The 23,792-nt window shown below is 63.1% G+C and carries 21 protein-coding genes, 1 tRNA gene, 1 other RNA gene and 1 pseudogene; 11 read left to right on the top strand and 13 right to left on the bottom strand.

Annotation, left to right across the window (positions count from 1 at the left end):
- The first annotated feature begins 175 nt into the window (after positions 1-175).
- Positions 176-784, top strand: coding sequence for a hypothetical protein (locus tag FJ953_RS17105; RefSeq protein WP_246674834.1), 609 nt, complete (start codon positions 176-178; stop codon positions 782-784).
- Entirely contained in the window at positions 781-1,479 is a 699-nt protein-coding gene (locus FJ953_RS17100) for a hypothetical protein (protein WP_140559695.1), read from the top strand. Before FJ953_RS17105 ends, FJ953_RS17100 begins: the two co-directional genes overlap by 4 nt.
- 27 nt (positions 1,480-1,506) lie before the next feature.
- On the opposite strand, the gene FJ953_RS17095 is transcribed toward FJ953_RS17100, so the two are convergent.
- Positions 1,507-1,582 (bottom strand) — tRNA-Thr (locus FJ953_RS17095).
- Between the two features lie 363 nt (positions 1,583-1,945).
- Between FJ953_RS17095 and FJ953_RS17090 the strand changes: the two genes are divergently transcribed.
- A complete protein-coding gene (locus FJ953_RS17090) occupies positions 1,946-3,097 on the top strand; it encodes a hypothetical protein (protein ID WP_140496901.1) in 1,152 nt (383 codons plus the stop codon).
- A 24-nt stretch (positions 3,098-3,121) separates the two neighbouring features.
- Here the strand turns inward: FJ953_RS17090 and FJ953_RS17085 are convergent, their stop codons facing one another.
- Both FJ953_RS17085 and FJ953_RS17080 read right to left on the bottom strand, forming a co-directional pair.
- Positions 3,122-4,723, bottom strand: a complete 1,602-nt coding sequence (locus FJ953_RS17085; protein ID WP_140624849.1) for a cisplatin damage response ATP-dependent DNA ligase — start codon at positions 4,721-4,723, stop codon at positions 3,122-3,124.
- A gap of 4 nt (positions 4,724-4,727) precedes the next feature.
- Positions 4,728-5,738 carry a ligase-associated DNA damage response exonuclease gene (locus FJ953_RS17080; protein WP_140624848.1) on the bottom strand — a complete coding sequence of 337 codons (1,011 nt, stop codon included), beginning with the start codon at positions 5,736-5,738 and terminating at the stop codon, positions 4,728-4,730.
- Positions 5,739-5,923: 185 nt separating this feature from the next.
- Between FJ953_RS17080 and FJ953_RS17075 the strand changes: the two genes are divergently transcribed.
- Complete coding sequence (locus FJ953_RS17075; protein WP_140624847.1) at positions 5,924-6,283, top strand: hypothetical protein; 360 nt, start codon at positions 5,924-5,926, stop codon at positions 6,281-6,283.
- 44 nt (positions 6,284-6,327) lie between these two features.
- Here the strand turns inward: FJ953_RS17075 and FJ953_RS17070 are convergent, their stop codons facing one another.
- From FJ953_RS17070 to FJ953_RS17040, 7 genes are all read right to left on the bottom strand, one after another.
- Positions 6,328-7,269, bottom strand: a complete 942-nt coding sequence (locus FJ953_RS17070; RefSeq protein ID WP_140496893.1) for a glyoxylate/hydroxypyruvate reductase A — start codon at positions 7,267-7,269, stop codon at positions 6,328-6,330.
- An 86-nt stretch (positions 7,270-7,355) separates the two neighbouring features.
- Positions 7,356-8,987 (bottom strand): ABC transporter ATP-binding protein, encoded by a 1,632-nt coding sequence (locus FJ953_RS17065; protein WP_140624846.1) that lies wholly within the window; start codon positions 8,985-8,987, stop codon positions 7,356-7,358.
- The gene (locus FJ953_RS17060) at positions 8,984-10,129 is read right to left on the bottom strand and encodes an ABC transporter permease (RefSeq protein ID WP_140624845.1); all 1,146 of its coding nucleotides are present in this window, start codon (positions 10,127-10,129) and stop codon (positions 8,984-8,986) included. The genes FJ953_RS17065 and FJ953_RS17060 overlap by 4 nt, the downstream gene beginning before the upstream one ends.
- A complete protein-coding gene (locus FJ953_RS17055) occupies positions 10,129-11,223 on the bottom strand; it encodes a microcin C ABC transporter permease YejB (RefSeq protein ID WP_140496886.1) in 1,095 nt (364 codons plus the stop codon). The genes FJ953_RS17060 and FJ953_RS17055 overlap by 1 nt, the downstream gene beginning before the upstream one ends.
- 168 nt (positions 11,224-11,391) lie before the next feature.
- Positions 11,392-13,260 (bottom strand): extracellular solute-binding protein, encoded by a 1,869-nt coding sequence (locus FJ953_RS17050; protein WP_140624844.1) that lies wholly within the window; start codon positions 13,258-13,260, stop codon positions 11,392-11,394.
- Positions 13,260-15,137 carry an extracellular solute-binding protein gene (locus FJ953_RS17045; RefSeq protein WP_140624843.1) on the bottom strand — a complete coding sequence of 626 codons (1,878 nt, stop codon included), beginning with the start codon at positions 15,135-15,137 and terminating at the stop codon, positions 13,260-13,262. Before FJ953_RS17045 ends, FJ953_RS17050 begins: the two co-directional genes overlap by 1 nt.
- Positions 15,138-15,302: 165 nt before the next feature.
- Entirely contained in the window at positions 15,303-16,004 is a 702-nt protein-coding gene (locus tag FJ953_RS17040; RefSeq protein WP_140624842.1) for a cytochrome c family protein, read from the bottom strand.
- Positions 16,005-16,195: 191 nt separating this feature from the next.
- Here FJ953_RS17040 and FJ953_RS17035 point away from each other — a divergent pair, with 191 nt between their 5' ends.
- Together FJ953_RS17035 and FJ953_RS17030 are read left to right on the top strand one after the other, a co-directional pair.
- Positions 16,196-16,924: a 3-deoxy-manno-octulosonate cytidylyltransferase gene (locus tag FJ953_RS17035; RefSeq protein WP_140523806.1), complete on the top strand. Its 729-nt coding sequence runs from the start codon at positions 16,196-16,198 to the stop codon at positions 16,922-16,924.
- Positions 16,925-16,959: 35 nt separating this feature from the next.
- Complete coding sequence (locus tag FJ953_RS17030; protein ID WP_140624841.1) at positions 16,960-17,823, top strand: prephenate dehydratase; 864 nt, start codon at positions 16,960-16,962, stop codon at positions 17,821-17,823.
- A 1-nt stretch (position 17,824) separates the two neighbouring features.
- Here FJ953_RS17030 and FJ953_RS17025 read toward each other — a convergent pair whose 3' ends face one another.
- Genes FJ953_RS17025 through FJ953_RS17015 form a run of 3 tightly spaced genes read right to left on the bottom strand, consistent with a single transcriptional unit; the run spans position 17,825 to position 19,556 of the window.
- Positions 17,825-18,124 (bottom strand): Dabb family protein, encoded by a 300-nt coding sequence (locus tag FJ953_RS17025; protein WP_140523808.1) that lies wholly within the window; start codon positions 18,122-18,124, stop codon positions 17,825-17,827.
- Between the two features lie 19 nt (positions 18,125-18,143).
- Complete coding sequence (gene nudC / locus FJ953_RS17020) at positions 18,144-19,085, bottom strand: NAD(+) diphosphatase (RefSeq protein ID WP_140496871.1); 942 nt, start codon at positions 19,083-19,085, stop codon at positions 18,144-18,146.
- A gap of 51 nt (positions 19,086-19,136) precedes the next feature.
- Positions 19,137-19,556 carry an HIT family protein gene (locus FJ953_RS17015; protein WP_140556749.1) on the bottom strand — a complete coding sequence of 140 codons (420 nt, stop codon included), beginning with the start codon at positions 19,554-19,556 and terminating at the stop codon, positions 19,137-19,139.
- Positions 19,557-19,701: 145 nt separating this feature from the next.
- On the opposite strand from FJ953_RS17015, the gene ffs reads away from it, so the two are divergent.
- The 5 genes and pseudogenes from ffs (at position 19,702) to FJ953_RS16990 (ending at position 23,719) form a co-directional block, all read left to right on the top strand.
- Positions 19,702-19,798: signal recognition particle sRNA small type (ffs, locus tag FJ953_RS17010), an RNA gene on the top strand.
- Positions 19,799-19,903: 105 nt separating this feature from the next.
- The gene (locus FJ953_RS17005) at positions 19,904-21,730 is read left to right on the top strand and encodes a DNA polymerase III subunit gamma/tau (protein WP_140556747.1); all 1,827 of its coding nucleotides are present in this window, start codon (positions 19,904-19,906) and stop codon (positions 21,728-21,730) included.
- 24 nt (positions 21,731-21,754) lie between these two features.
- Positions 21,755-22,084 (top strand): annotated as a pseudogene (locus FJ953_RS17000) (YbaB/EbfC family nucleoid-associated protein); the annotation flags it as partial.
- 71 nt (positions 22,085-22,155) lie between these two features.
- Entirely contained in the window at positions 22,156-22,563 is a 408-nt protein-coding gene (locus FJ953_RS16995; RefSeq protein ID WP_140556746.1) for a hypothetical protein, read from the top strand.
- Positions 22,564-22,759: 196 nt separating this feature from the next.
- The gene (locus tag FJ953_RS16990; protein ID WP_140496861.1) at positions 22,760-23,719 is read left to right on the top strand and encodes a cell wall hydrolase; all 960 of its coding nucleotides are present in this window, start codon (positions 22,760-22,762) and stop codon (positions 23,717-23,719) included.
- Positions 23,720-23,792: the final 73 nt, after the last annotated feature.

The raw sequence follows: 23,792 nt of genomic DNA, 5'->3' as shown, positions 1-23,792 counted from the left end.
ATTCGTCTAAATTCACATCAGATTATAGAACTGCCACATGATACCAATCTACATTGGCTATGATCCGCGCGAATCCCGAGTTCTGGACGTGGCGCGATGGAGCGCCTATCGGCGGACAAGCACCCCGTTGCAGATACAGCCGCTCGTGCTCAAGGACCTTGTAGCCCAAGGAATCATGACGCGACCGATGGAAGTACGTGACGGTAAGCTCTGGTGCCCGATTTCCGAGGCGCCGATGGCGACCGAGTTTGCCATATCGCGCTTTGCCGTTCCGTTCATGGGGCAAAGCGGCTGGGCCATGTTCTGCGATTGCGACGTCCTGTTCCTGAAGGATCCGGCCAAACTGCTCGATCTGCTCGATCCTTCCTACGCGATCATGGCGGTCAAGCACCAGCAACGCGAATCCGAAGCGGTCAAGATGGACGGACAAACGCAGACATTCTATCGCCGCAAAAACTGGTCGTCGGTCGTTTTATGGAATCTGGATCATCCCGCCAACAAGCGGCTGACCAATGAGATGCTCAATACGTGGCCCGGACGTGACCTCCACGCCTTCAAATGGCTTGAGGACCATGAGATCGGCGAATTGCCCCTGGCGTGGAACTACCTCGTCGGGGCTTCGGCTTCCGAACTCGATCCCGCCGATGTCTCGCTGGCGCATTATACGCTCGGCGGCCCTTGGTTTGCGGGTTGGTCCGGCACCACGCAATGGGACGAATTGTGGAGCCGGGAAGAGAGCATCCTGCGCGCGTTTGAGGAACAGGCGGTTCAGATTCCCGGATGAAAACTCCGCTTTCGGATCTCTTGCCAATCTTCCAAAAACCAATTCTTCGCCTGCCCAGGGCCACAGGTCCCGCCTTGGTGATGGGGTCGGCGCCGAATTTTCGCCTCCCGCAGGGATATGATGCCGATTGGGCACTTGTGACCGTCAATGCTTCCCAGCTTTTGGCGGAAACCGTCGGCCTCCCCGTTCCTGATATCGCCGTTATCCGCCGCGGCATTTTTGTCGACGCCAGCGAACAGGATTTCTACAAGCGTGATCTGTTAAATGGACGGCAGGCAAAGCACCTGATCATCCCGGTTTGGCCCGATGTCGAGGACAAGCTGAAAGCCGGTTGTCGCACCTTCAATTATCGTTATGAAACCTTGCAGGCGCTTACCAAATGGCAGCTTGCCAACGTCGTCTGGCAGCTTAGCGGCAAATATCATATGTTCCGCGGCTGGCACCGGAAGATCTCCACCGGAGCCTTCGCGATCATACTGGCGCGTTTCGCCGGCTTTGCCCCTGTCGTCGTCAGCGGGTTTTCCCTGTCCCAGGCCGGGCACGGATACGACACCCGAAACGCCTTTCGATATCACGCCAACGAAGATGCGGCCCTGCTTGGGCGGGTGGTGAGAAGAGGCGAACCGATCTACGCGGAGGATAAAGACTTCGCGGCCGAAAGTGGATTACCCTTGTGGCAGGGACAGATGCCATGACGGCGACGTCAGCAGGGGCTGGGGAAGTGGTGCCGCTTGCGTGACTCGAACACGCGACCCCATCATTACGAATGATGTGCTCTACCAACTGAGCTAAAGCGGCCCGGGAAGCGTTAGGCCTCCAAGATGGGCTGGGTGATAGACTCAACCGACGGCGAATTCAAGATGGGCGATCGCGAATTCAGGATGCGGCCCGGCAATTCGTGTTGCGCGTCGTTCCGCCCCGACGCATCGCCGACAAAGCCGGCTGCCACGCCCTTACCGATCGGCCGGGACATTGCGCCTGGCCCCGTGCCTCCCTGCCGGCAAAGATCAATGAAGCATGTTGATTTCGTTGCCGGAATACCGCCAAGATGGACTTTGGACACTCCAACGAGGCAGAATGCGGACGCTCGCCCGTTGATTGATTGGTCGGCTGCGGCTAACGATCATGGCGAGGTTTGGGCAACGCACAGAGGGATCTCGCTTGGACGCAATCGAAAAAGCGATCCGGAACGCCCTCGAAAGAGGCAATGCCGAGGACCGCGCATACCGCGAGAAGGTCTATCGCTCGGCTTTCGCCGCGCTCGACCGCGCGCTCCAGGCCAATCCCGGCGTGACGGTGGAAGTCGCCATCAAGCGCCGCAAGGCGATACAGGCCAAGATCACCGAAATCGAATCCGAATTCCTGCCGGCGGTGCCGGATGTCGCTCCCCAGGCTGAGTCCGATGCACCGGCGGTCGAGCTTCCGGCGAGCCCGGCTGCACCCGCCGCAACCGGCGAGAGCGCCGCACCGCCCGCAGTTTCCGTCGACGAGCCTGCGCAGCCGGCTGCCGATGCCCCGCGCTCGCGCGTCTTGCCGGTCGTTCCAGACATCATGCCCGACGCGACCCTTTCCGGCGTGCCGTCCATCGACATGTCGGCTCCCGCTTCGTCCGAAGCCACGGCTGAAGTGGCGCCCGATCGCGACGAGAGGCGCATCAGGGGCCGGCGCCTGCCGCTGACCGCCATCTTCCTCACCGTGACGCTGCTCGCCGCGGTCGGCATCGGCCTGTTTTTCGCCATGCAGACCGGCGTCTTCAAGACCCAGGCTCAGCTCGACACCGCTCCGCCCGAAGCGCCGCCGACCGTCGAGGACGACGATTTCACACCGGCCGATGGCGAGACCGGGCCGGAAAAGCCCGGCGCTGCCGATCAGGCGCGCAACTGGATCAACGTGTTTTCGCCCACCGACCCGGCGCATGTCAGCGCTCCGTCGGACGCCAAGGCGGAAACGATGAAGGACGATTCCGGGCCATTCCTGCGCATCCAGTCCGGCGCTTCCGGTTCGGCGATCAGCTTCGATGTCGGGCAAGGCGTGCTGGAGAAGCTCGCCGGCAAGCACGCCGTGTTCGATATTGTCGCCCGCGCCGAGGACGGCAAGGACACGCAGATCTCGGTCGACTGCAATTTCGGCGAGCTTGGTGATTGCGGCCGCAAACGCTATGCGGTCGGCCAGCAGCGCAACGAATATCTCTTCGACGTGAAATTCCCCGACAAGCGGCCCGGCTCGGCCGGAACGATCGCCATCAACTCCGATTTCGACAAGCAGGGCAAGGCGGTCAACATTTACGAGATACGCGTCTCCGTCGAGCCTTGAGCGCCGGCACCAGAGAGGGTGCGATCAACGATCGAGCAGCGCCTGCAGCGTCTCGATGCGGTCGGCCTCGTTGGCGGGCTTGTCCCAGCGCAGCCGCGAGATGCGGGGAAAGCGCATGGCAACGCCGGATTTGTGACGCGTCGAACGGTTGAGCCCTTCGAAGGCGACTTCCAGCACCAGCCCGTTGTCACGGTCGGCGCGCACCGAGCGCACAGGCCCGAAACGCTCGATCGTGTTGTCGCGGACATATTTGTCGATCTGCCTCAATTCCTCGTCGGTGAAGCCGAAATAGGCCTTGCCGACCGGCACCAGTTCCTCCTCGCCTTCCGCTCCGGACCAGACGCCGAACGTGTAATCGGAGTAGAAGCTCGAGCGCTTGCCGTGGCCGCGCTGGGCGTACATGAGCACGGCGTCCACCGTGTGCGGGTCACGTTTCCATTTGAACCAGGGCCCCTTCGGCCGGCCGGCGACATAGGGCGAATCCCAGCGCTTCAGCATCACGCCTTCGATGATCGGGTGCGGCGGCGCCCGGCGCAGTTCCTCCAGCGCCTGCCAGTCCGGGAACGCGACGAATGGCGAAAGATCGAAGCGGCTCGGGTCGAGCGTTTTCACGAAGTTTTCGAGGCGGACGCGCCGCTCCCGGAAGGGCAATCCCCGCAAATCCTCCGCGCCGACCTGCAAAAGGTCGTAGCAACGCATGAAAGCCGGATATTGCTGCTGCATCTTCAGTGACACCGTCTTGCGGTTCAACCGCTGCTGGAGATCCGAGAATGTCCCTGTCGCTTCCCGGGGATCGCCGACCAGCAATTCCCCGTCGAGCGTGGCCGAGAAAACCATCGCCTCGGCGAGGTCGGGAAAGGCGCCGGAGACATCGTCGCCGGTGCGCGAATAGAGCCGGCGGATGCCGCCTTCCGACACCGCCTGGACGCGGATGCCGTCCCACTTCCACTCGGCCGCGTAATCGGCGGGGTCGAGCCTGTCGAGATCGCCGTCGCCGACCGGGTTGGACAGCATCACCGGCCGGAACAGTGCCCGCGCGGCCCTCTCGGGCTTTGCGGCCTTGCCTTCCAGCCATGCGAACAAGGCTGTGTAGGGCGGCGACAGCCCGTGCCAGAGTTCCTCGATCTCGGCGACGTCGACCTTGCCGAAATCCGCCAGCGCCTGCTTGGCCAGCCGCGCCGACACGCCGATGCGCAACCCGCCGGTGACCAGCTTGATGATGGCGAAGCGGGCCGAGATGCCGGCACTGTCGAGCAGGTTTGCCAGCACTTTCGGCCCGTCGGAGCGGCTCGCCGCCTGCAGCTTCGCGACCACCTCACCGAGCGTCGGCTCACGGTTCGGTATGGTTCCGGGCGTCTGCGGCCAGACCAGCGACACGGTCTCGGCGAGATCGCCGACATAGTCGTAGGAATAGCCGAACAGCACCGGATCCATGCGTTCGGTCACCAGCATGCGCAGCATCGCCGGTTTGATCGCGGCGATGTTGAGGTCGCCGGTGATGGCAGCCAGCGCCAGCCCGCGATCAGGATCCTCGACGCTGCGGAAATAGTCGGTCAGCAGCGTCAGCTTGCCGTTGCGCGACGGCGTCAGCACAAGGCGGTCGAGCAGTTCGGCGAAGCGATTCATGCCATCAATCGCCCTCGTCCTCATACCCCACCAGATGCAGTGGCCGCGCAGCGATCCCTTCGAGTTCGCACCAGCGCACCAGCGCCTCCTCGCGGCCGTGTGTCACCCAGATTTCCTCTGCCCCGGTTTCCTTGATCGTGGCGGTCAGTTCGTCCCAGTCGGCATGATCCGAAATGATCAGCGGCAGCTCGACGCCACCCTGCTTGGCGCGCTGGCGGATGCGCATCCAGCCCGAGGCGAAGCAGGAGATCGGATCGGGAAAGCGCCTCGCCCAGCGATCGGCGAACGCGGCCGGCGGGCCGACGACGATGGCGCCGGTGAAATCATCCTTGCTGGCGCTCTCCACCGTCGCCGGCTCCAGCGTGCCGAGATCGATGCCCTGGCTCTGATAATAGTCGCTGAGCTTGGCCAGCGCCCCGTGGATATAGATCGGCCTGTCGTAGCCGGCGTCGCGCAACAGACGCATCACCCGTTGCGCCTTGCCCAGCGCGTAGGCTCCGATGAGATGCGAGCGTTCGGGGAACTGCGCCGCCGATTTCAGGAGCCGCGCGATCTCCTCCTCGTCCGGCGGGTGGCGAAACACCGGCAGGCCGAAGGTTGCCTCGGTGATGAACACATCGCACGCGATTGGCTCGAACGGCAGGCATGTCGCGTCCTGCTGCCGCTTGTAGTCGCCGGAGGCGACGATGCGCATGCCCTGACGCACGACCGCGATCTGCGCCGAGCCCAGCACATGGCCGGCCGGATGAAAGCTGATGTCGACGCCGTTGAAGGCAATTCGCTCGCCCAGTCCTGCCGTCTGTGTCGTGCCTGCAAAACCCTCGCCATAGCGAAGCCTCATGATGTCCAGCGTCTGCTGCGTCGCCAGCACCGAGCCGTGGCCGGAGCGTGCGTGGTCGGAATGGCCGTGCGTGATCAGCGCCCGGTTGACCGGCCGCACCGGGTCGATGAAGAAGTCGCCCGGCGGGCAGTAAAGGCCCTCGGGCCGGGGATGGAGCAGGTCGCTGGCGCGCATCGTTCCAAGATAGTGGCTAATTCGGGCGCGGGAAGCCTGTTGCAAGAGACTGCTGACTCGTCCTACAGCCAACCGCCGGGTAGCAGTCAGGCAACGCACTCAGAGGCCTGCGGGTGCCTCTGCTGCGAAAAAGCCCCAATCGCATGCCGGATTATGTCGGGGCGTGTCGTACGGAGGGTTTTTCCATGCGCTGGAACATGATGGCGTTGGCATCTTGCCTCGCTATGGCGGGCTGTGTCGGCAACTCCATGTCCGAGCGCCAGGACGAAAACGTCCAGTCCTCACTGCAATATGACAGCGTGCCTTGCGGCCAGTTGCTGGCGCAACGCAACGCCCTGGCTCGGCAATACAATCTGTCCCAGCAGGCCAAGCCGACATTCTCCAACCCCGCGATGGGCTTCGGCCCGTTTATTCCGGATATCCGCTCCAAGACCAAGCGCGATGCCGACAAGGCAAGCGGCGAGATCGACGCCATGAACCGGTCCATCGAGCGCCGCGATTGCGGCAAGCCGGACAAGCAGAAGAAGTTCGCTCTGCCCGGCTAACACATGTCGCCTGAAGGCGGTCCCGATGACCACATGCCAGCGGCCTAATATCCCGCTTTGCGGTCCACCAGGTTCTCCAGCTTTTCGCCCCGCTCGAAGGCATCCATCTGGCGCAGCATGATCGGCGCCAGGTGGACGGGATCGGACGTGGCCGCGGCATGCGGCGTCACGAATACTTTCGGATGGGCCCATAGCGGGCTGGTCTTCGGCAGCGGTTCGACCTCGAACACGTCGAGGCTCGCTTCCTTCAGCGTGCCGTCGTCCAGCGCGCGCACGATGTCGGCATCCTTCTGCAGGCGGCCGCGACCGGCATTGATCAGCACCGAGCCGCCAAGACCGTTGCGCTTGCGCAATTCCTTCAGCACGCCGTAATTGATGATACCCTTGGTATCCGGCGTCAGCGGCAGCAGCACGACCAGTATGTCTGTGGCATTGAGGAACGGGATCAGCCCGGCCTCGCCGCAATAGGTCGCGACACCTTCCATCGGCCGGTCGGTGCGCGACCAGCCATTAACCGCGAAGCCGAGCGACAGCAGCGCCGACGCCGCCGCGCGGCCGAGACTGCCGAGCCCCATGATGCCGACAGAGATATCTTCAGCGGTGCGCTGCGCCGGCTCGCGCCATATCTTCTTCGGCTGCTGCGACCGGTACAGCAGGCCCTGGCGGTGATGATCGAGCACCCGCCAGACGACATATTCGGTCATGTGCTGGGCCAGGTTGCCGGCGACGACCTTGACGATCGGCACGTCCGGCAGGCTGGGATCGGAGAAGATGTGGTCGACACCGGCGCCGATCGAGAAGATGGCGCGCAGATTGGGCAGCGACCCCAACAGGTTCGGCCGCTGTTTCCACACCACCGCATAGGTGATCGAAGGATCGCTGGCGCCGTCCGGCTCGAGCACCACCTCGCGCTCTGCGGACAGCAGTTCGCGCCAGCGCTGCGGGTGAAAGCCGGTGACGGCAAGCAGGATTTTGCCTTTTTCCATTTATGGATTTTGTCCTGTTGTTCGGTTTGGAGCAATTGCGGGAAAGGCGCAAGGCGGCTTTCCGACCGGAATTGCGAAGGAAGGAGTCACTCGCTGACGACCCCCGTCGGGGCGGTTTCTATCTTGAAGGCGGCCGAGATCAGCGCCCGAGTATAGTCGGTTTGCGGCTTTTCAAAAATCTGTTCGGAAGGACCGGCTTCGACGATCTGGCCATTGCGCATGACGATGACATCGTTGGCCAGGGCCCGGATGACCTTGAGGTCGTGGCTGATGAAGAGATAGGCGAGGTCATGCTTGGCCTGCAGGCTGCGCAGGAGGTCGACCACCTGCGCCTGCACGCTCATGTCGAGCGCCGAGGTCGGCTCGTCCAGCATGACGAAACGCGGGTTGAGCACCATGGCGCGAGCAATGGCGACGCGCTGGCGCTGGCCGCCGGAGAATTCGTGCGGATAGCGGTTGCGCGTCGCCGGGTCGAGCCCGACTTCCTTCAGCACGTCGACCACCTTGTCGTCGCGCTCGTCGAGCGACAGCTTCGGCTCGTGGATCTTCAAGCCTTCTTCGATGATCTCGGCGATGGACATGCGGGGGCTCAGCGAGCCGAAAGGATCCTGGAAGACGATCTGCAATTCGCGCCTGAGCGGGCGCATGGCGTTGAACGAGAGCTGGTTGATGTCGCGCCCGTTGAACTGGATGGTTCCGCTCGACGAGATCATCCGCGCCAGCGCCAGGCCGAGCGTGGTCTTGCCCGACCCGGACTCTCCAACCACGCCCAGCGTCTGGCCGGCCCGCACGGTGACATCGATGCCGTCGACCGCCTTCACATGGTCGACGGTGCGTCGGAAGAAGCCCTGCTTGATCGGAAACCAGACTTTGATGTCCTTGCCGGTCATCACGGGTGCCGCGGCGCTGTTGGCCGCGGGTGGCTTGCCCTTGGGCTCGGCCGCCAGAAGATGGCGCGTATAGGCGTGCTGCGGATTGGCGAAGATGTCCTTGGCAGGCCCCATCTCGACGATCTTGCCCTTGGTCATCACGCACACCCGGTCGGCGATCTTGCGCACGATGCCGAGATCATGGGTGATGAACAGCATCGACATGCCCTTGCGGCTTTTCAAGCCGGCCAGCAGTTCGAGGATCTGCGCCTGCACGGTGACGTCGAGCGCCGTCGTCGGCTCGTCGGCGATCAGGAGTTCCGGCTCGTTGGCCAGCGCCATGGCGATCATGACGCGCTGGCGCTGACCGCCGGACAGCTGGTGCGGATAGGCGTCGAGGCGCTTCTGCGGCTCGCGGATGCCGACCTCGTTGAGCAGGGCCAGCGTGCGCGCCTTGGCCGCGCGGTCCGCCATGCCCTGGTGCAGCTTCAGGATCTCGACGATCTGCTGCTCGATCGTGTGCAGCGGATTGAGCGAGGTCATCGGCTCCTGGAAGATCATGGTGATCTTATTGCCGCGCACCTGCCGCAGCTGCTTCTCGTTCATGGCGAGCAGGTCGGCGCCCTGGAACAGGATCCTGCCCGAGGGGTGGCTTGCGCTGGGATAGGGCAAGAGCTTCAGCACCGACAGCGCCGAGACCGATTTGCCGGAGCCGGATTCGCCGACCAGCGCCACCGTCTCGCCCTTGGCGATGTCGAAGGAGATGTGATCGACGGCCAGCGACTGCTGTCCGCCTTGCGCAAAGGCGACGCTGAGGTCCCGGACCGAGAGCAGGGGGGGCTCGCTCATCGGAACGTCTTGCGCGGATCGAAGGCGTCGCGTGTCGCTTCGCCGACGAAGACCAGCAGCGACAGCATCAGCGAGATGACGACGAAGCCGGAAATGCCGAGCCACGGCGCGTTGAGATTGCGCTGCGCCTGCTTGAGCAATTCCCCAAGCGAGGCCGAGCCCGGCGGCAGGCCGAAACCGAGATAGTCTAGCGAGGTCAGCGTCGAGATCGAGCCTGAGAGCAGGAACGGCAGGAAGGTCAGTGTCGCCACCATGGCGTTGGGCAACAGGTGCCGGAACATGATGGTGCGGTTGCGCACGCCGAGCGCGCGCGCCGCGTTGACGTACTCGAAATTGCGCGCGCGCAGGAATTCGGCCCGCACCACGCCGACCAACGCCACCCAGGAAAACAGCAGCATCAGCCCGAGCAGGATGAAGAAGCCCGGCGGCAGTATGGCGGCGACGATGAGCAGGAGGTAGAGCACGGGAATCGCCGACCATATCTCGATGAAGCGCTGGAACAGCAGGTCCGTCCAGCCGCCGAAATAGCCCTGTAGGGCGCCGGCCGCGACGCCGATCAGAGCCGAGCCGGCGGTCAGGATCAGTCCGAACAGCACCGAGATGCGGAAACCGTAGATGACCCGCGCCAGCACATCGCGCGCCTGGTCGTCGGTGCCCAGCCAGTTCCAGTTACCGATGGTGCAAGCCGGATCATCAGCCCCTTTCGGGTACTGGTTGCAGCGCGTCTTGGCGTCATACTGCCAGGACGGCTTGGCCGGGGCTGCTTCGGGAATGGCGTTGTTGACGGTCTGGTAGGAATAACGGATCGGCGGCCAGATCATCCAGCCATTGGCGTTGATCTCGTCCTGGATCACCGGGTCGCGATAGTCGGTGACGGCATAGAAGCCGCCGAACTTCTCTTCGGGATAGGCGACCAGCACCGGAAACAGGATCTCGCCCTTGTAGGAGGCGATGATCGGCTTGTCGTTGGCGATGAATTCGGCGAACAGCGACAGCACGAACAGGACAAGGAAGATCCACAGCGACCAGTAGCCGCGCCGGTTGGCCTTGAAGTTCTCCAGGCGGCGCTTGTTGAGCGGCGACAGAAACGGCCGCGGCATCCGCTCCGGCACGACCCCGGCGGTAACACTTGCCTCCGACATCAAACGTCTCTCCGCTCGAAATCGATGCGCGGATCGACCCAGGTGTAGATGAGGTCGGACAGCAATCCGACGAACAGGCCGAGAAGCGAGAAGATGTAGAGGTTGGCGAACACCACGGGATAGTCGCGTTCGACCACCGACCGGAAGCCGAGCAGGCCGAGCCCATCGAGCGAGAAGATGTTTTCGATCAGCAGCGAACCGGTGAAGAAGGCCGAGATGAAGGCGCCGGGAAAACCGGCGATGACAATCAGCATGGCGTTGCGGAAGACATGGCCATAGAGCACCTGCCGTTCCGAGAGGCCCTTGGCGCGGGCGGTCACCACATACTGCTTGCGGATTTCCTCCAGGAAGGAATTCTTGGTCAGCAACGTCGTCGTGGCGAAGGCCGACAGCACCAGCGCCGTCAGCGGCAAGGTCATGTGCCAGAGATAGTCCCCGATCTTGGCCGGCCATGACAACTGGTCCCAATTGTCCGAGACGATGCCGCGCAGCGGGAACCAGTCCCAGAACGAACCACCGGCAAACAGCACCATCAGCATGATGCCGAACAGGAAACCCGGAATGGCATAGCCGACGATGACGACGCCGCTGGTCCAGATGTCGAAGGGGCTGCCGTCCTTCACCGCCTTGCGGATGCCGAGCGGGATCGAGATCAGGTAGGACAGGAGCGTGATCCACAGCCCGATCGAGATCGACACCGGCATTTTTTCCAGGATCAGGTTGAGCACCGAAATGTCGCGGAAATAACTGTCGCCGAAATCGAACCGGATATAATTCCACAGCATCAGGCCGAAGCGCTCGAGCGGCGGCTTATCGAAGCCGAACTGCTTCTCCAGCTTCTTGATGAATTCCGGATCGAGCCCCTGCGCGCCGCGATATTTTGAACCGACGTCGCCGGCGGCATCGAAATTACCACCGCCCGCATCGCCGCCGCCACCGCCCAGACGATCGCTGCCGCCCTGGTTCGTCAGCTTGGCGATGACCTGCTCGACCGGGCCGCCGGGGGCAAACTGGATGACGGCGAACGAGATCGCCATGATGCCGAACAGGGTCGGGATCATCAAAAGGATGCGGCGCAGGATATAGGCGCCCATCAGATGGTGCCCTCCCGACGCATGTGATTGACGAAACCGTCGATGAACGCGCCTCTTTCCCCGTCACTATACGGGCAGAGGATGCCGGTCCACCCTCCGCAGCTGCGGCGCAGCTGCTGCGGAGGACGGGCAGGCAGGTGAGGGGCGGTGCTTACGCCCGCAAGAAATTCAGCCTTTGCCAATTTTTGCCGCCTTGCCCTTGTCGAACCACCACAGCGTCTCGACCGGAAAGCCGAAATCGGGCTTTTGCTCGACGAAGCCGAACATGTCCCAATAGGCGACGCGGTGATTCGCCAGATAGTATGTTGGAATCCAGTCCAGCCGCGCGCGCAAGACCCGATCGAGCGCTCTGAGCGCGGTGACGAGTTCGGACCGGCTTCGCGCCTTGCCGGCTGCCACGATCAACGCGTCGATGGCCTTGCTTTCTGTTCCGGGGTAGTTGCGCTGCCCCGGGATTTTCGCCATTCGAGAATCATAGAGCATCTCCAGGCTGTCATCAGTCGGCGTCGCCCCGATCGACCAATGCAGCACGGTAAGATCGAAGTCGAAATCGCTCTGCCGCTGTTCATATTGCGCCGAATCGACCTGCCGGATCGAAGCGTCGATCCCGATCGCCTTCATATTCTCGGACCATGGGGTGTAGATGCGAACGATGCCGTCATCCTCCGTCAGCATTTCCACCCGCAGCCGCTCGCCCTTGTCGTTGACGACGAAATTGCCCGCCCGCTTCCAGCCGGCTTGCGCGAGCAATCTCGAAGCCTCGCCCAGCAGCTTGCGATCATGGCCTGACCCGTCGGACAGAGGCTGCGTCACGGCTTCGCCAAAAACCTCCGGTGGCAACTCGGCCCGGAATGGCTCCAGCAGGACCAGTTCCTCAGGCGAGGGCAAGCCTTCGGCCTTGTAATCCGACCGTTCGAAGTTCGATTGAGAGCGCTCGTAAGAGCCATAAAACAACGCCCGCTTCATCCATTCGAAATCGAAACACCGGGCGATCGCCCGTCGCACCCGCTCATCGCGGAATTGCGCACGACGCTGGTTCAGTGCGACGCCCTGCATGTCTGGCGTCTTCTCGCCGGGAAATTCCCGTTTGACGACCTTGCCGTCCTTGAGCGCCGGAAAATCGTAGCCGGTCGCCCAGACCCGCGCGGTAAACTCCTCGCGAAAATGCGTGTCACCCTTCTTGAAGGCTTCGAACGCCGCCTGCCGGTCGAGATAGAAGTCGATGCGGATACGGTCGAAATTATACTGGCCGCGGTTCACCGGGAGGTCGCGGCCCCAATAGTCGGCCACGCGCTCATATTCGACTGTCTGTCCCGCGGCCACTCGCCCCATTTTGTATGGTCCCGAGCCGAGCGGCGGCATCATCGTCGAAGCATTGAAATCATTGGCCGCATAAAAGGCCTTGGACACGATCGGCATCGCCACGATCCTGAGGATGTTTTGCGCGGACTGTTCGCCGTTGAAGGTAAGGTTGAGGGTGAGCGGATCCTCGGCGACCGCGTCGGTCATATACCGCAACGCCTGGGAAAGGTTCGGATGCCCTTGCTCTTTGTAAAGCTTCAACGCGAAGACGACGTCTTCGGCGGTCAGCGGCGAGCCGTCGTGGAAACGCGCTTGCGGTCGCAGCGCGAAGCGGAAGCCGTTGCGGTCTTGCGACAAGGTGACAGACTCGGCAAGCAGGCCGTAGACCGCATCCGGCTCGTCGAGCGCGCTTGCCATCAAGGAATCGAAACAGAGTTCGGTGCGCGGCGGCGCATCTCCTTTCAATACCAGGGAATTCAACGTGTTGAAGGTCAGGAAGCTTTGGTTGAGCGTGGCGTTCGGCGGCGCGAAATTCATCTGGCCGCCCTTGGGTGCATCCGGATTGACGTAGTCGAAATGCGTGAAATCCGGTTTGTATTTGAGGTCGCCGTAGGCGGACAGGCCGTGCAGTTTGGTGCCGGTCGCAATATTGGCAAAGGCTTTTCCGGGCAACAGGGCGGCGACAGCGGCGGCACTGCCCAGGCCCAGGAAATCGCGACGGGGCAGCACCGCCATCAATTGTTGCCCTTGTATTTGGCCGCCAGCGCCTTTTCCTTCTCCGGATCGATCCACCAGGAATTCTGGTCGGCGCCGATATAGCTCGGCTGTTTGGCGGGAATGCCGAATTTGTTCCAGTAAGCCAGCCAGACCACGGCTCGATAGTACTGCGGCACGACGTAGTAGTTCCACAGCAGCACGCGGTCGAGCGCGTGGGTGGCGGCAACCAGGTCCGCGCGGTCGGTGGCGAAGATGATGCGATCGACCAGGGCATCGACGACCGGGTTCTTGATGCCGGCGTAGTTGCGCGATCCCGGCCTGTCGGCGGCCTTGGAACTCCAGAAGTCGCGCTGCTCATTGCCAGGCGATTCCGACTGGCCGAGTTGCCCGATAATGACATCGTAGTCGAAATTGTTGACGCGGTTGACGTACTGGGTCTGGTCGATGATGCGCAACGTGGCGTCGACGCCGATCTTGCGCAGATTGGCGATATAGGGGCTGGAGATGACTTGGTCGGTGTCGTTCCAGCCGAGTATCTCGAACTTGAACGGCTCGCCGGTCTTGGCATTGACCATCTTGCCGCCCTTGATCACCCATCCAGCCTTGGCGAAGAGGTCGACAGCCTGCTTCAGGTATTTGCGCTCGGCTTGCGGCGAATCGTAGACCGGCAGCTTGAATTCCTGGGTGAACAGTTCGGGCGGCAGCTTGTCGCGATACTGTTCAAGAATTTCCAGCTCCTTGCCTTGCGGCAAGCCGCTGGAGGCCAGTTCAGTTCCCTGGAAATAGCTGCTGGTGCGAGTGTTGAACCCGTAGAACAGCGTACGGTTCATCGTCTCGAAGTCGAAAGGATAGGTCAGCGCGGCCCGCACCAGGCGGTCCTGGAACAGCGGGCGCCTCTGGTTGAGCATGAAAGCCTGCATCGGCTCTGGCGAGGTGGTCTTGAATTCCTGCTTGATGACATCGCCGGCCTTGACCGCCGGGAAATCATAGAATGTTTTCCAGCGCTTCGAACTGTTTTCCGGTTTGATGTCGTCAAGTCCGCCCTTGGTGAAGGCCTGCCAGGCGGCATTGTCATCAAGGATGTAGGTGAAACGCTGCCTGTCGAAATTCTCGCGGCCGACCTTCACCGGCAGCTTGGCACCCCAATAGTCCGGCACGCGCTGCCAGACGATTTCCGAGCCAGGCTTGAAGCTGGCGATCTTGTAGGCGGCGGAGCCGAGCGGCGGCTCCAGCGTCGGCCTGGTGACGTCGCGCTTCTTGCCGTTGGCATCCGTGCCTTCCCACCAATGTTTCGGCAGCACGGCGAGGTCACCCAGGATTTTAGGCAGCTCGCGGTTGCCCTTCTGGCTGAAATGAAACTCGACTTCGCGATCCGAGACGGCCACGGCATCCGTGACATTCTCGAAATAGCGGCTGTACATCGGGCTGTTCGCCTTCAGCACCTGGAATGACCAGATCACGTCGTCGACGGTGATAGGCTGGCCGTCATGCCATTTCGCGCGGGGGTCGAGCCGGTAAGTCGCCGAGGAAAAGTCGGCCGGGTATTTGTAGGCGTCGGCGATCAGCGGATGGCTGACACTGCCTTCGTCGGTCGCCTGCTCCATCAGCGTGTCGTAGAGCAGGCCGCCGCCGAACCCGACCAGGCCGGCGGCCGGTGAACCCTGCACGATATAGGGATTGAAGCTGTCGAAAGTGCCCAGTACCACCGAATTCAGCGTGCCGCCTTTGGGTGCGTTGGGGTTCACGTAGTCGTAGTGCTGGAAATTGTCGCCATATTTGGATTCGCCGATCAGCGATGAGGTGGTGCGCCACTCATCGGCCAGGGCCGCCTGCAACCCCGCGGCCAGCAGGGCCGCCGCCAGCAACGATTTGAGAAGCACTGGGCCAAGCGTCATCCACTGTCCTCTTCGCGATGCGTGCCATCATCCAGAAAGGCAATCTAGATGATTTGCCGCGCGTGAAAACCGCCATGCGCGGCTTTGTCGCCGTAGAGGCGGTTTTCCTAACGAAAAAGCCGGGCAGAACCCGGCTTTTTCAAGGTCGTCGAGACTATATCCGATTTATTGAGCAGGCGCCGGTGCCGGGGCGGCCGGAGCTGGTGCGGCGGGAGCCGCAGGCGCCGCTGGCTTGGCAGGAGCTGCGCCTTCGGCCGGCTTGGCCGGTGCGGCCCCTTCGGCGGGCTTGGCGGGGGCGGATGCATCGGCGGCAGCGCCCGGCGCGGGCAGCGGCTTGGGATTGTCCGACAGCGTGCGCAGATAGGCGATGACGTTGGCGCGGTCTTCTTCCTTCGGCAGGCCGGCAAAGCCCATCGCCGTGCCTTTCACGAATTTTTTCGGCGAGGTGATGAAGTGGTTGATGTTGTCGTAGGTCCACTTCTCTGTGCCGCCCTTGGAAAACTCCTTCATGCCGGCCGAATAGGCGAAGCCCTCATGCTCGGCGACCGGGCGGTCGATGAGATCCCACAAATCCGGGCCGACCTTGTTGGGGCCGCCCTTCTCGCCGGAGTGGCAGGCCTGGCATTTCTTGAAGATGGCAGCGCCCTGTTCGGCACTTGCGTTGGCCAGAAGATCCGCGATCGGCTTTTCGGCGGCTGCCGGAGCGGCGGGGCCGCCCTCGGCGGGCTCGGCGGCCTCGATGGCGAAGCCGGGCTTTTCCGGAGCGGGCGAGGCAAACAGCGCGTCCGACACGATGCCGACCGAGAACACCACGAAAACGGTTCCGAGCAATCCGGCGAGCAGCTTGTTGACTTCGTTGGAATTCATACGCCCCTTGCTCCCTTTTCCGGCGGACCGATCCGTCCACTCCGTCCGTCGGTATCGAGACCTGCCCTCCAGAGCCGGTCAAATCGCGCGGAAACTAGGTCTTTTGCTCCGGCGTTGCAACACCTATAAGGGCGCTTCCAGTGAGACCTTTTGCCACTTTCCCCTCCTCGTTTCGAACGCCCGCCAAACCGATGTCCACCTTGATCCTGATCCCCGCCCGCATGGCCTCGACCCGGCTCCCGGGCAAGCCGCTGGCCGACATTGCCGGCGCCCCGATGATCGTCCATGTCGCGCGCCGCGCCGCCGAGGCCGGGCTTGGCCGTGTGGTGGTGGCGACCGACACGCAAGGCGTGGCGGAAGCGGTGCGCGCGCATGGTTTCGAGGCGGTGATGACGCGCTCGGACCACGAATCGGGTTCGGACCGGATATTCGAGGCCCTGACGGTGCTGGATCCGGCAAACAAGGTCGAAACCATCGTCAATGTGCAGGGTGACCTGCCGACCATCGATCCCGCGATCATCGTGGCCTCGCTCAGGCCGTTCGAGGACAGGGCGGTGGACATCGCCACGCTCGGCGTCGAGATCGAGCGCGACGAGGAAAAGACCAATCCCAACGTCGTCAAGATCGTTGGCTCGCCATTGTCGGCCACCAGGCTGAGGGCGCTTTATTTCACCCGCGCCACCGCGCCCTGGGGCGAGGGCGCTCTCTATCATCACATCGGCCTCTATGCCTATCGCCGCTCGGCGCTCGAGCGCTTCGTGGCGCTCAAGCCGTCGCCGCTGGAGCGCCGCGAGCGGCTGGAGCAGTTGCGGGCGCTGGAAGCCGGCATGCGCATCGACGCCGAGATCGTGCGGTCGCTGCCGCTCGGCGTCGACACGCCGCAAGACCTGGAACGGGCCAGGACGATCCTTTCAAACTGAGCGCCGAACCGACACCCCTTCAACGAGAATTGGCCATGCCTGAAAAGACCAACAGAATATCCTTCCAGGGCGAGCCCGGCGCCAATTCCGACACCGCGTGCCGTAACGTCTATCCCTCGATGCAGCCGCTGCCGTGCCCGACCTTCGAGGATGCGTTCAACGCGGTCGAAACCGGCAAGGCCGATCTCGCCATGATCCCGATCGAGAACACCATCGCCGGGCGCGTCGCCGACATTCACCATCTGCTGCCGGAATCGAGGCTGCACATCGTCGGCGAATATTTCCTGCCCATCCATTTCCAGCTGATGGTGCTGCCAGGTGTGAAGCGTGACGAGATCAAAACCGTGCACAGCCACATCCATGCGCTCGGCCAGTGCCGCAAATACGTCCGCAAAAATGGCTGGAAGGCGGTTGTCGCCGGCGACACGGCGGGCGCGGCCAAGATGGTCTCCGAGGTCAAGGACCGCACCATGGCCGCCCTGTCCCCGGCATTGGCCGCAACGCTCTATGAACTCGACATCATCGAGGAGAATGTCGAGGACACCGATTCCAACGTCACGCGTTTCGTCGTCCTGACCAAGAACAAGCAGTGGGCCGAACGCCCGTCGCCTGACGCCAAGATGATGACGACCTTCATCTTCCGCGTCCGCAACGTGCCGGCCGCGCTCTACAAGGCGATGGGCGGTTTCGCCACCAACGGCATCAACATGACCAAGCTCGAGAGCTACCAACTCGGCGCCTTCACGGCGACACTGTTCTACGCCGACATCGAGGGCCACCCCGACGATCCGCTGGTCAAGCTGGCGCTGGACGAGCTTCGCTTCTTCTCGCGCGAAGTGCGGATCCTCGGCGTCTATCCGGCGAGTGAGTCACGCGAGCAGTGGAAGGTAGCGGATTGAGCTACCAGCCAAGCGGCACATAGTCGATCTCCATGAAGGTCTCGACTTCAGGAATCCAGCGGTCGCGCACGAAGGCGACGTGGTCGGGATGGTCGTTGTACCTGGTATAGGCGGCCTGGTCGGCGAATTCCATGGAGAAGCCGAACTGGTAGTCGTTCTTGGGACTGACCTGGCGCAATTGTTCGAAATGGGTGACGCCCCTGATCGCCGAGAGGAATTTTTTGGCGTCGACCAGGAACCTTTTTTCCTCCAGCGAGTGCGGCGGATGCTTCAGCGTGAACACGACGGTATGGCGGATCATTTCCCTCTCCTGATTTCCATTATTCGCTGTCGACCCAGGCGCGGATCAGGTGATGCGCGATGGCTCCCTTCGGCGGCGTGATCAGATTGCCCGGATGCTCCCTGGCCAGCATCAGGCGCACCTCGTCGCGCAAGAACCAGCGGCAGTCTTCCAGCTCGTTGAGGTCGGCCTGGATGTCTTCATTGAGCGGCTCGCCGAAGCAGCCGATCATCAGCGAATAGGGGAATGGCCAGGGCTGGCTGGCGTGGTAGACGACGCGGCCGAGCCGGATGCCGGCCTCCTCCAGCGTCTCGCGGCGCACCGCCGCCTCGATCGTCTCGCCCGGCTCGATGAAGCCGGCAAGGGCGGAGTACATGCCCGGCGCGAAATGCCGGCCGCGCCCGAGCAGGCATTTCTCGCGCGTCGCCGTCAGCATGATCGCCACCGGATCCGTGCGCGGAAAATGCTCGGTGCCGCAATTCGGGCAATGGCGCTTGTAGCCGCCGGCCCGCATTTGTGACTCGGTCCCGCATTTGCTGCAGAAACGATGGCTGGCGTGCCAGGCGAGCAGTGCGGCGCCCTGCGCCATCGCTCCGGCGGCCGCTTCGTCGATCAGGCCTTGCATGTAGACCGAGCGGTAGTCGATGGCCTTGACTGTTTCGGGAAGCTGTTCCGGCTCGAGACCGGCGGTCACCGCCAGCACCGGGCCCTGGTCGGAGAATCCAAGCAGCACACCGCTGCCGGGCAAGGTCTGGAAGGGCAGGCTTTCGGCGACGCCGAACCAGGGATCGAAGCTGCCGTCACGAACCTTCAGGTAGAGCCGGCCGCCCTGCATCAAAAGCAGCCTGGTTCCGGGATCGGCGAGCGCTTTGTCGACCGAATCGTCGGCGCGGTTCTCGGATTGTCGGTCGATACTGTTGCCGGCGAAGCCGACGAATTGGCTCGGCTCGCGCAAGGGCGCGTCAAACAGGCTAAAGCTCATGCGGACTCTGGGCGTTCGGGATGGACATGTTCGGGATGGACACGGGAAGGCTTATAGCGCCGCCCTTATCGTTTCGGCAAACCGGCGCAGCTCGGAGCGCTGATAGGGCTCGCGCAGGCCGTGTCCCCACACCGGGCCGGGCCAGCCGGGATCGCCTTCCGAACGGGCGATGACGTGGATGTGCAGCTGGCGCACGATGTTGCCGAGCGCGCCGGTGTTGATCTTGGTGCAGCCGGTCACCTTCTTCAGCGCCTGCGCCACCATATTGGTCTCGAAGGTCAGCATTGTCTGGTCGAGCGGCGTCATGTCGTGGATTTCCTCCACGCCCGGCCGCTGCGGCACCAGAAGCAGCCATGGCCAGCGGCGGTCGTTCATCACGCGCAGTTCACACAGCCCAAGCCACATCAACTGCTCGCTGTCCGCCTCCAGCCGGGTATCCAGCGTGAATCCGGCCTTCAGGCCCGGCAGCATCGGCGTTTCCCTTGCTTTTGGTGTTTTCCTCAGAGTCATGAACGCTAGAGCGGCTGCATCGAGGCTGCAAGCGAATCTCGTGGCTGGTGCAGCCGATTTGCCTGCGCCCTTGCATTTCGTCGCCGAATTGCCGATATGGACGGAGGGAGGTTGGTGGTGGACGATCCACTCGCCAACCGGGTCAGGTCCGGAAGGAAGCAGCCCTAACGAGCCCGGAACGGGTCATTGTTCCAGCCTCCCACCTCATCGGCCCTTCTCGCGACGTTGACGACGCATTGCAGCGCGGGCGAAACTATGCGCAGGAATCGGCCGCCTTTTGGCGCGGCCATTTGGAGTTTTGCGGGCGAATGAGCGAAGCCGGAAATTCGGGACCAAAAAGCCTGGAGATAGGCAAGGCTGGCGCCTATCGCGTGCTGGCGCGCAAGTACCGTCCGGCGAATTTCTCCGAACTGGTCGGCCAGGAGCCGATGGTGCGCACGCTCACCAACGCTTTCGCCACCGGCCGCATCGCCCAGGCCTGGATGTTGACCGGCGTGCGCGGCGTCGGCAAGACCACGACCGCGCGCATTCTCGCGCGGGCCCTGAATTATAAAACGGCAACAATCGACCAGCCTTCCGTCGACCTTGCCGTGCTCGGCGAGCACTGCCAGGCGATCATGGAAGGCCGCCATGTCGACGTCATCGAGATGGATGCCGCCTCGCACACCGGCATCGACGACATCAGGGACATCATCGAACGGGTGCGCTACGCGCCGGTCTCGGCCCGCTACAAGGTCTACATCATCGACGAAGTGCACATGCTGTCGACGCAGGCCTTCAACGGCCTGTTGAAGACGCTGGAAGAGCCGCCGCCGCACGTCAAGTTCATCTTCGCCACCACCGAAATCCGCAAGGTGCCGATCACCGTGCTGTCGCGCTGCCAGCGCTTTGACCTGAGGCGCATCGATGCGGCTGTGGTGAAGGCTGATCTCGCCCGGATAGCGGGCCTGGAAGGCATCGAGGCGGAAGACGACGCGCTGGCGATGATCGCGCGCGCGGCCGAGGGGTCGATGCGCGATGCTCAATCGATTTTCGACCAGGCCATCGCGCATGGCGGTGGTGCGGTCAGCGCCGAAGCCGTGCGCGCGATGCTGGGTCTCGCCGATCGCGCCCGCGTCGTCGATTTGTTCGAACATGTCATGAAGGGTGACGTTGCCGCGGCACTGGCGGAATTGCGCGCGCAATACGACACCGGCGCCGATCCGGCCGCCGTGCTGACCGACCTTGCCGAATTCAACCATCTCGTCACCCGGCTGCGTTTCGTGCCGGCCGCCGCCGACGACGCGGCGCTGTCGCAGGACGAGCGCGAGCGCGGCGCAGATTTCGCGCGGACGCTCTCGATCAAGGTGCTGTCGCGGACGTGGCAGATGCTGCTCAAGGGCATCCCGGAGGTGCAGTCCTCCAACCGCCCGGTAAGTGCTGCCGAGATGGTGCTGATCCGGCTGGCGCACGCGGCCGACTTGCCGACGCTGGACGAAGCATTGAGATCGCTGGAGAACGGCCTGCCGGCGCCGGGCGCGGCGCCGCGTTCGAACGGCGCGCCGGCGAGCCCCGGTAATGGCGGCGCTCCTGGTGGCAACGGCGCCAGCGCAGTGGCGCAGGCGCGCATGCCCGGCGGGTCGGGCGGCGCGCAGACCATGCGGCTGGTGGAAGCCGCTCCGGCCGCCTTCATTGCGCCTGTGCAGCCGGCGCCGGAGGCGCAGCCAATACCGCTGAAATCGCTGGCCGATATTGTCGCCCTTGCCGACGCGCAGCGCGACATCGCCTTCAAGGTGCTGGTCAAGCGCTGCATCCGCCTCGTGCGCATCGAGCCCGGCCGCATCGACGTCAGCCTGACCGACGATGCGCCCAAAATGCTGCTCAACGATTTGACGACCAAGCTGCGCGCCTGGACCGGCCGCAACTGGCTGGTGTCGCTGTCGAAGGAAGAGGGCGGCCAGACGCTGGCCGAAATGGAATCGACCAGGCGCGAGAACGCTTTGCTCGATGCCAAGAGCGATCCGACGGTCGCCGCCATCCTGGCGCGTTTTCCCGGCGCCAGGATCATCGACGTGCGCATTCCCGACGCGCCGGAAGCCGACGCGGTCGAAGCCGAAGTGCCGGTCGAGCCGCCGGCGGACGACGACGAACCCTGACGAAACCACGACTTTGCAAAGGATCGGACCATGAAAGATCTTCTCGGCCTCATGGGCAAGGCGAAGGAAATGCAAGCCAAGTTCCAGGCTATGCAGGACGAGATCGCCACGGTCGAAGCCGTCGGCCAGGCCGGCGGCGGCCTGGTCATTGTCACGTTGACCGGCAAGTTTGAGATGAAGTCGCTGAAGATCGACCCGTCTCTGTTCAAGGAGGATGAGGTCGAGATCCTCGAAGACCTGCTTCTGGCCGCTCACAATGACGCCAAGGCCAAGGTCGAGCAGATCATGCAGGAAAAGACCAAGGCGCTGACCGCCGGCCTGCCGATTCCGCCGGGAATGAAACTGCCGTTCTAGATGCATGTCGCCCAAGAGTGTGCGACGGTTTTGGGGATAACGACATGCATAAAGCCAAAGACTAGTTGGCCATGGCCGAAGAGCCGTCCGAAAGGCTGATCGAGCAGCGTATCCGCAACAGGATCTACGAGATCCTGGAAATCCTGGCCGATTCTGATGCCGGCGTCGATCTCGTCGGCATCAAGGGCTATTTCAACCTGTTCGAGGATTTCGTGCATCGCCCCTCGATCGAAGCGGGCACTTCGGCGCTCTCGAAGGAAGAACGCGCCATCGTGCTGGAGATCGCGGATTTCCTGGAGGCTGCCGGAGAGGCCAACCCCGATTTCACCAGGTCCGAGTTCATCGACAGCGACTGGCCGGGAAAGATCGCGCCGGTCGCCCGCAATGCGCGAGCATTGTTCCTGAAGCGCGGGCTGTTCTCGGAGAAATTCGAAGAAATTGAGCCAGGACGGCCGGCAGCGATTTCAGCCGAGCGATAATGCATGTCGTCCAAAAGCGGTCTCGGCCTGGACAAGGGCGTGCATAAAACAAAGGCTTGAAGTCCGGATCTTGCCACGTAACTGTGCCAGTTTGGCAACAGCATCTCACCAATAACGTTTTAGCCATCATTTTGCCCGAAAGTGTCTCATTCTTGCCGCAGCCTGGGGGCGGGCATCGAAGTGAGAGGGTTACCTGTTGATTGCCACGCGATGGAAGACGCCGCTGTTGCTCGGCGTCGTCACGTCTCCCCTGTTCCTGGCCGCTTGCAGCCAGACCGCGTCACACGGCATGTCCAGCCTGACCGACGCCATCACGCCGAGTTTCCTGAGCTCTCGCGGCTACCACACGCCGAAGGACAGGGAATGCCTGGAAAGGGCGATGTTCTTCGAATCCAACCGGTCGAGCCGCGATGGCATGATCGCCGTCGGCACTGTCGTGATGAACCGGCTGCGCTCCGGCAAACATGGTGACACCATCTGCGCGGTGGTGGGCGAGCGCGGCCAGTTCGCGCCCGGCGTCATGACCAGGCCGATGAATTCGCGTGCCATGCCCGATGTCGAGGAAGCCGCCGACGCCGTGCTCAAGGGCGAGCGCAAGGCCAAGCTCAAGAACACGATGTATTTCCACACCGCGGGCCTGCGCTTCCCCTACAAGAATATGCATTACACCATGGTCGCCGGCGGCAATGCGTTCTACGAGAAGCGCGGCCGCAACTGGCAGCCGCTGCCGGACGAGCCGACGGTCGCGGTCGCCTCGGCCGAGCAGCCAGCAGCCTTGCCCGGAGTAGCCGCGACTCGTGTCGCTTCCGCCGAGCCGACGGCCAAGACATCCGATCGCACCGCTGCGGCGTACGTGACTGCCGCGGCGGAGCCGGTGCGCTCCGGCAAGGCGGCCCAGCAGACCTACGTGACGGCATCGGCTGCGCCGGCCGCAAAATCCGCGCGCGTCCAGGAGAAGCCGACGATGGTGGCGATGCAGGAGCCGATGGAGGAACCGGACGCCGCTCGTTTTGGCGGGACCTTGAACACGAAGGTCATTTCCTCGGTGCAGGGCGCGCCGCAGGAAGCGGCGATGGGGTTCCAGTCGACGCCTGAGAACACGGATGCCATCGGCGCAATGATCGTCAGCCAGAGCCGTCCGCTCGAAACCAACTGAGGCGGGCCGCACTTGACGGCCTGCCGGTGCTGGTTGGAGACGCGGTCCGGACGCAAAACCGCTTCGCACTTTT

The sequence above is a fragment of the Mesorhizobium sp. B2-3-6 genome (assembly GCF_006442305.1).
Taxonomy (GTDB): domain Bacteria; phylum Pseudomonadota; class Alphaproteobacteria; order Rhizobiales; family Rhizobiaceae; genus Mesorhizobium.
This window is presented reverse-complemented; position numbering and strand designations above follow the sequence as displayed.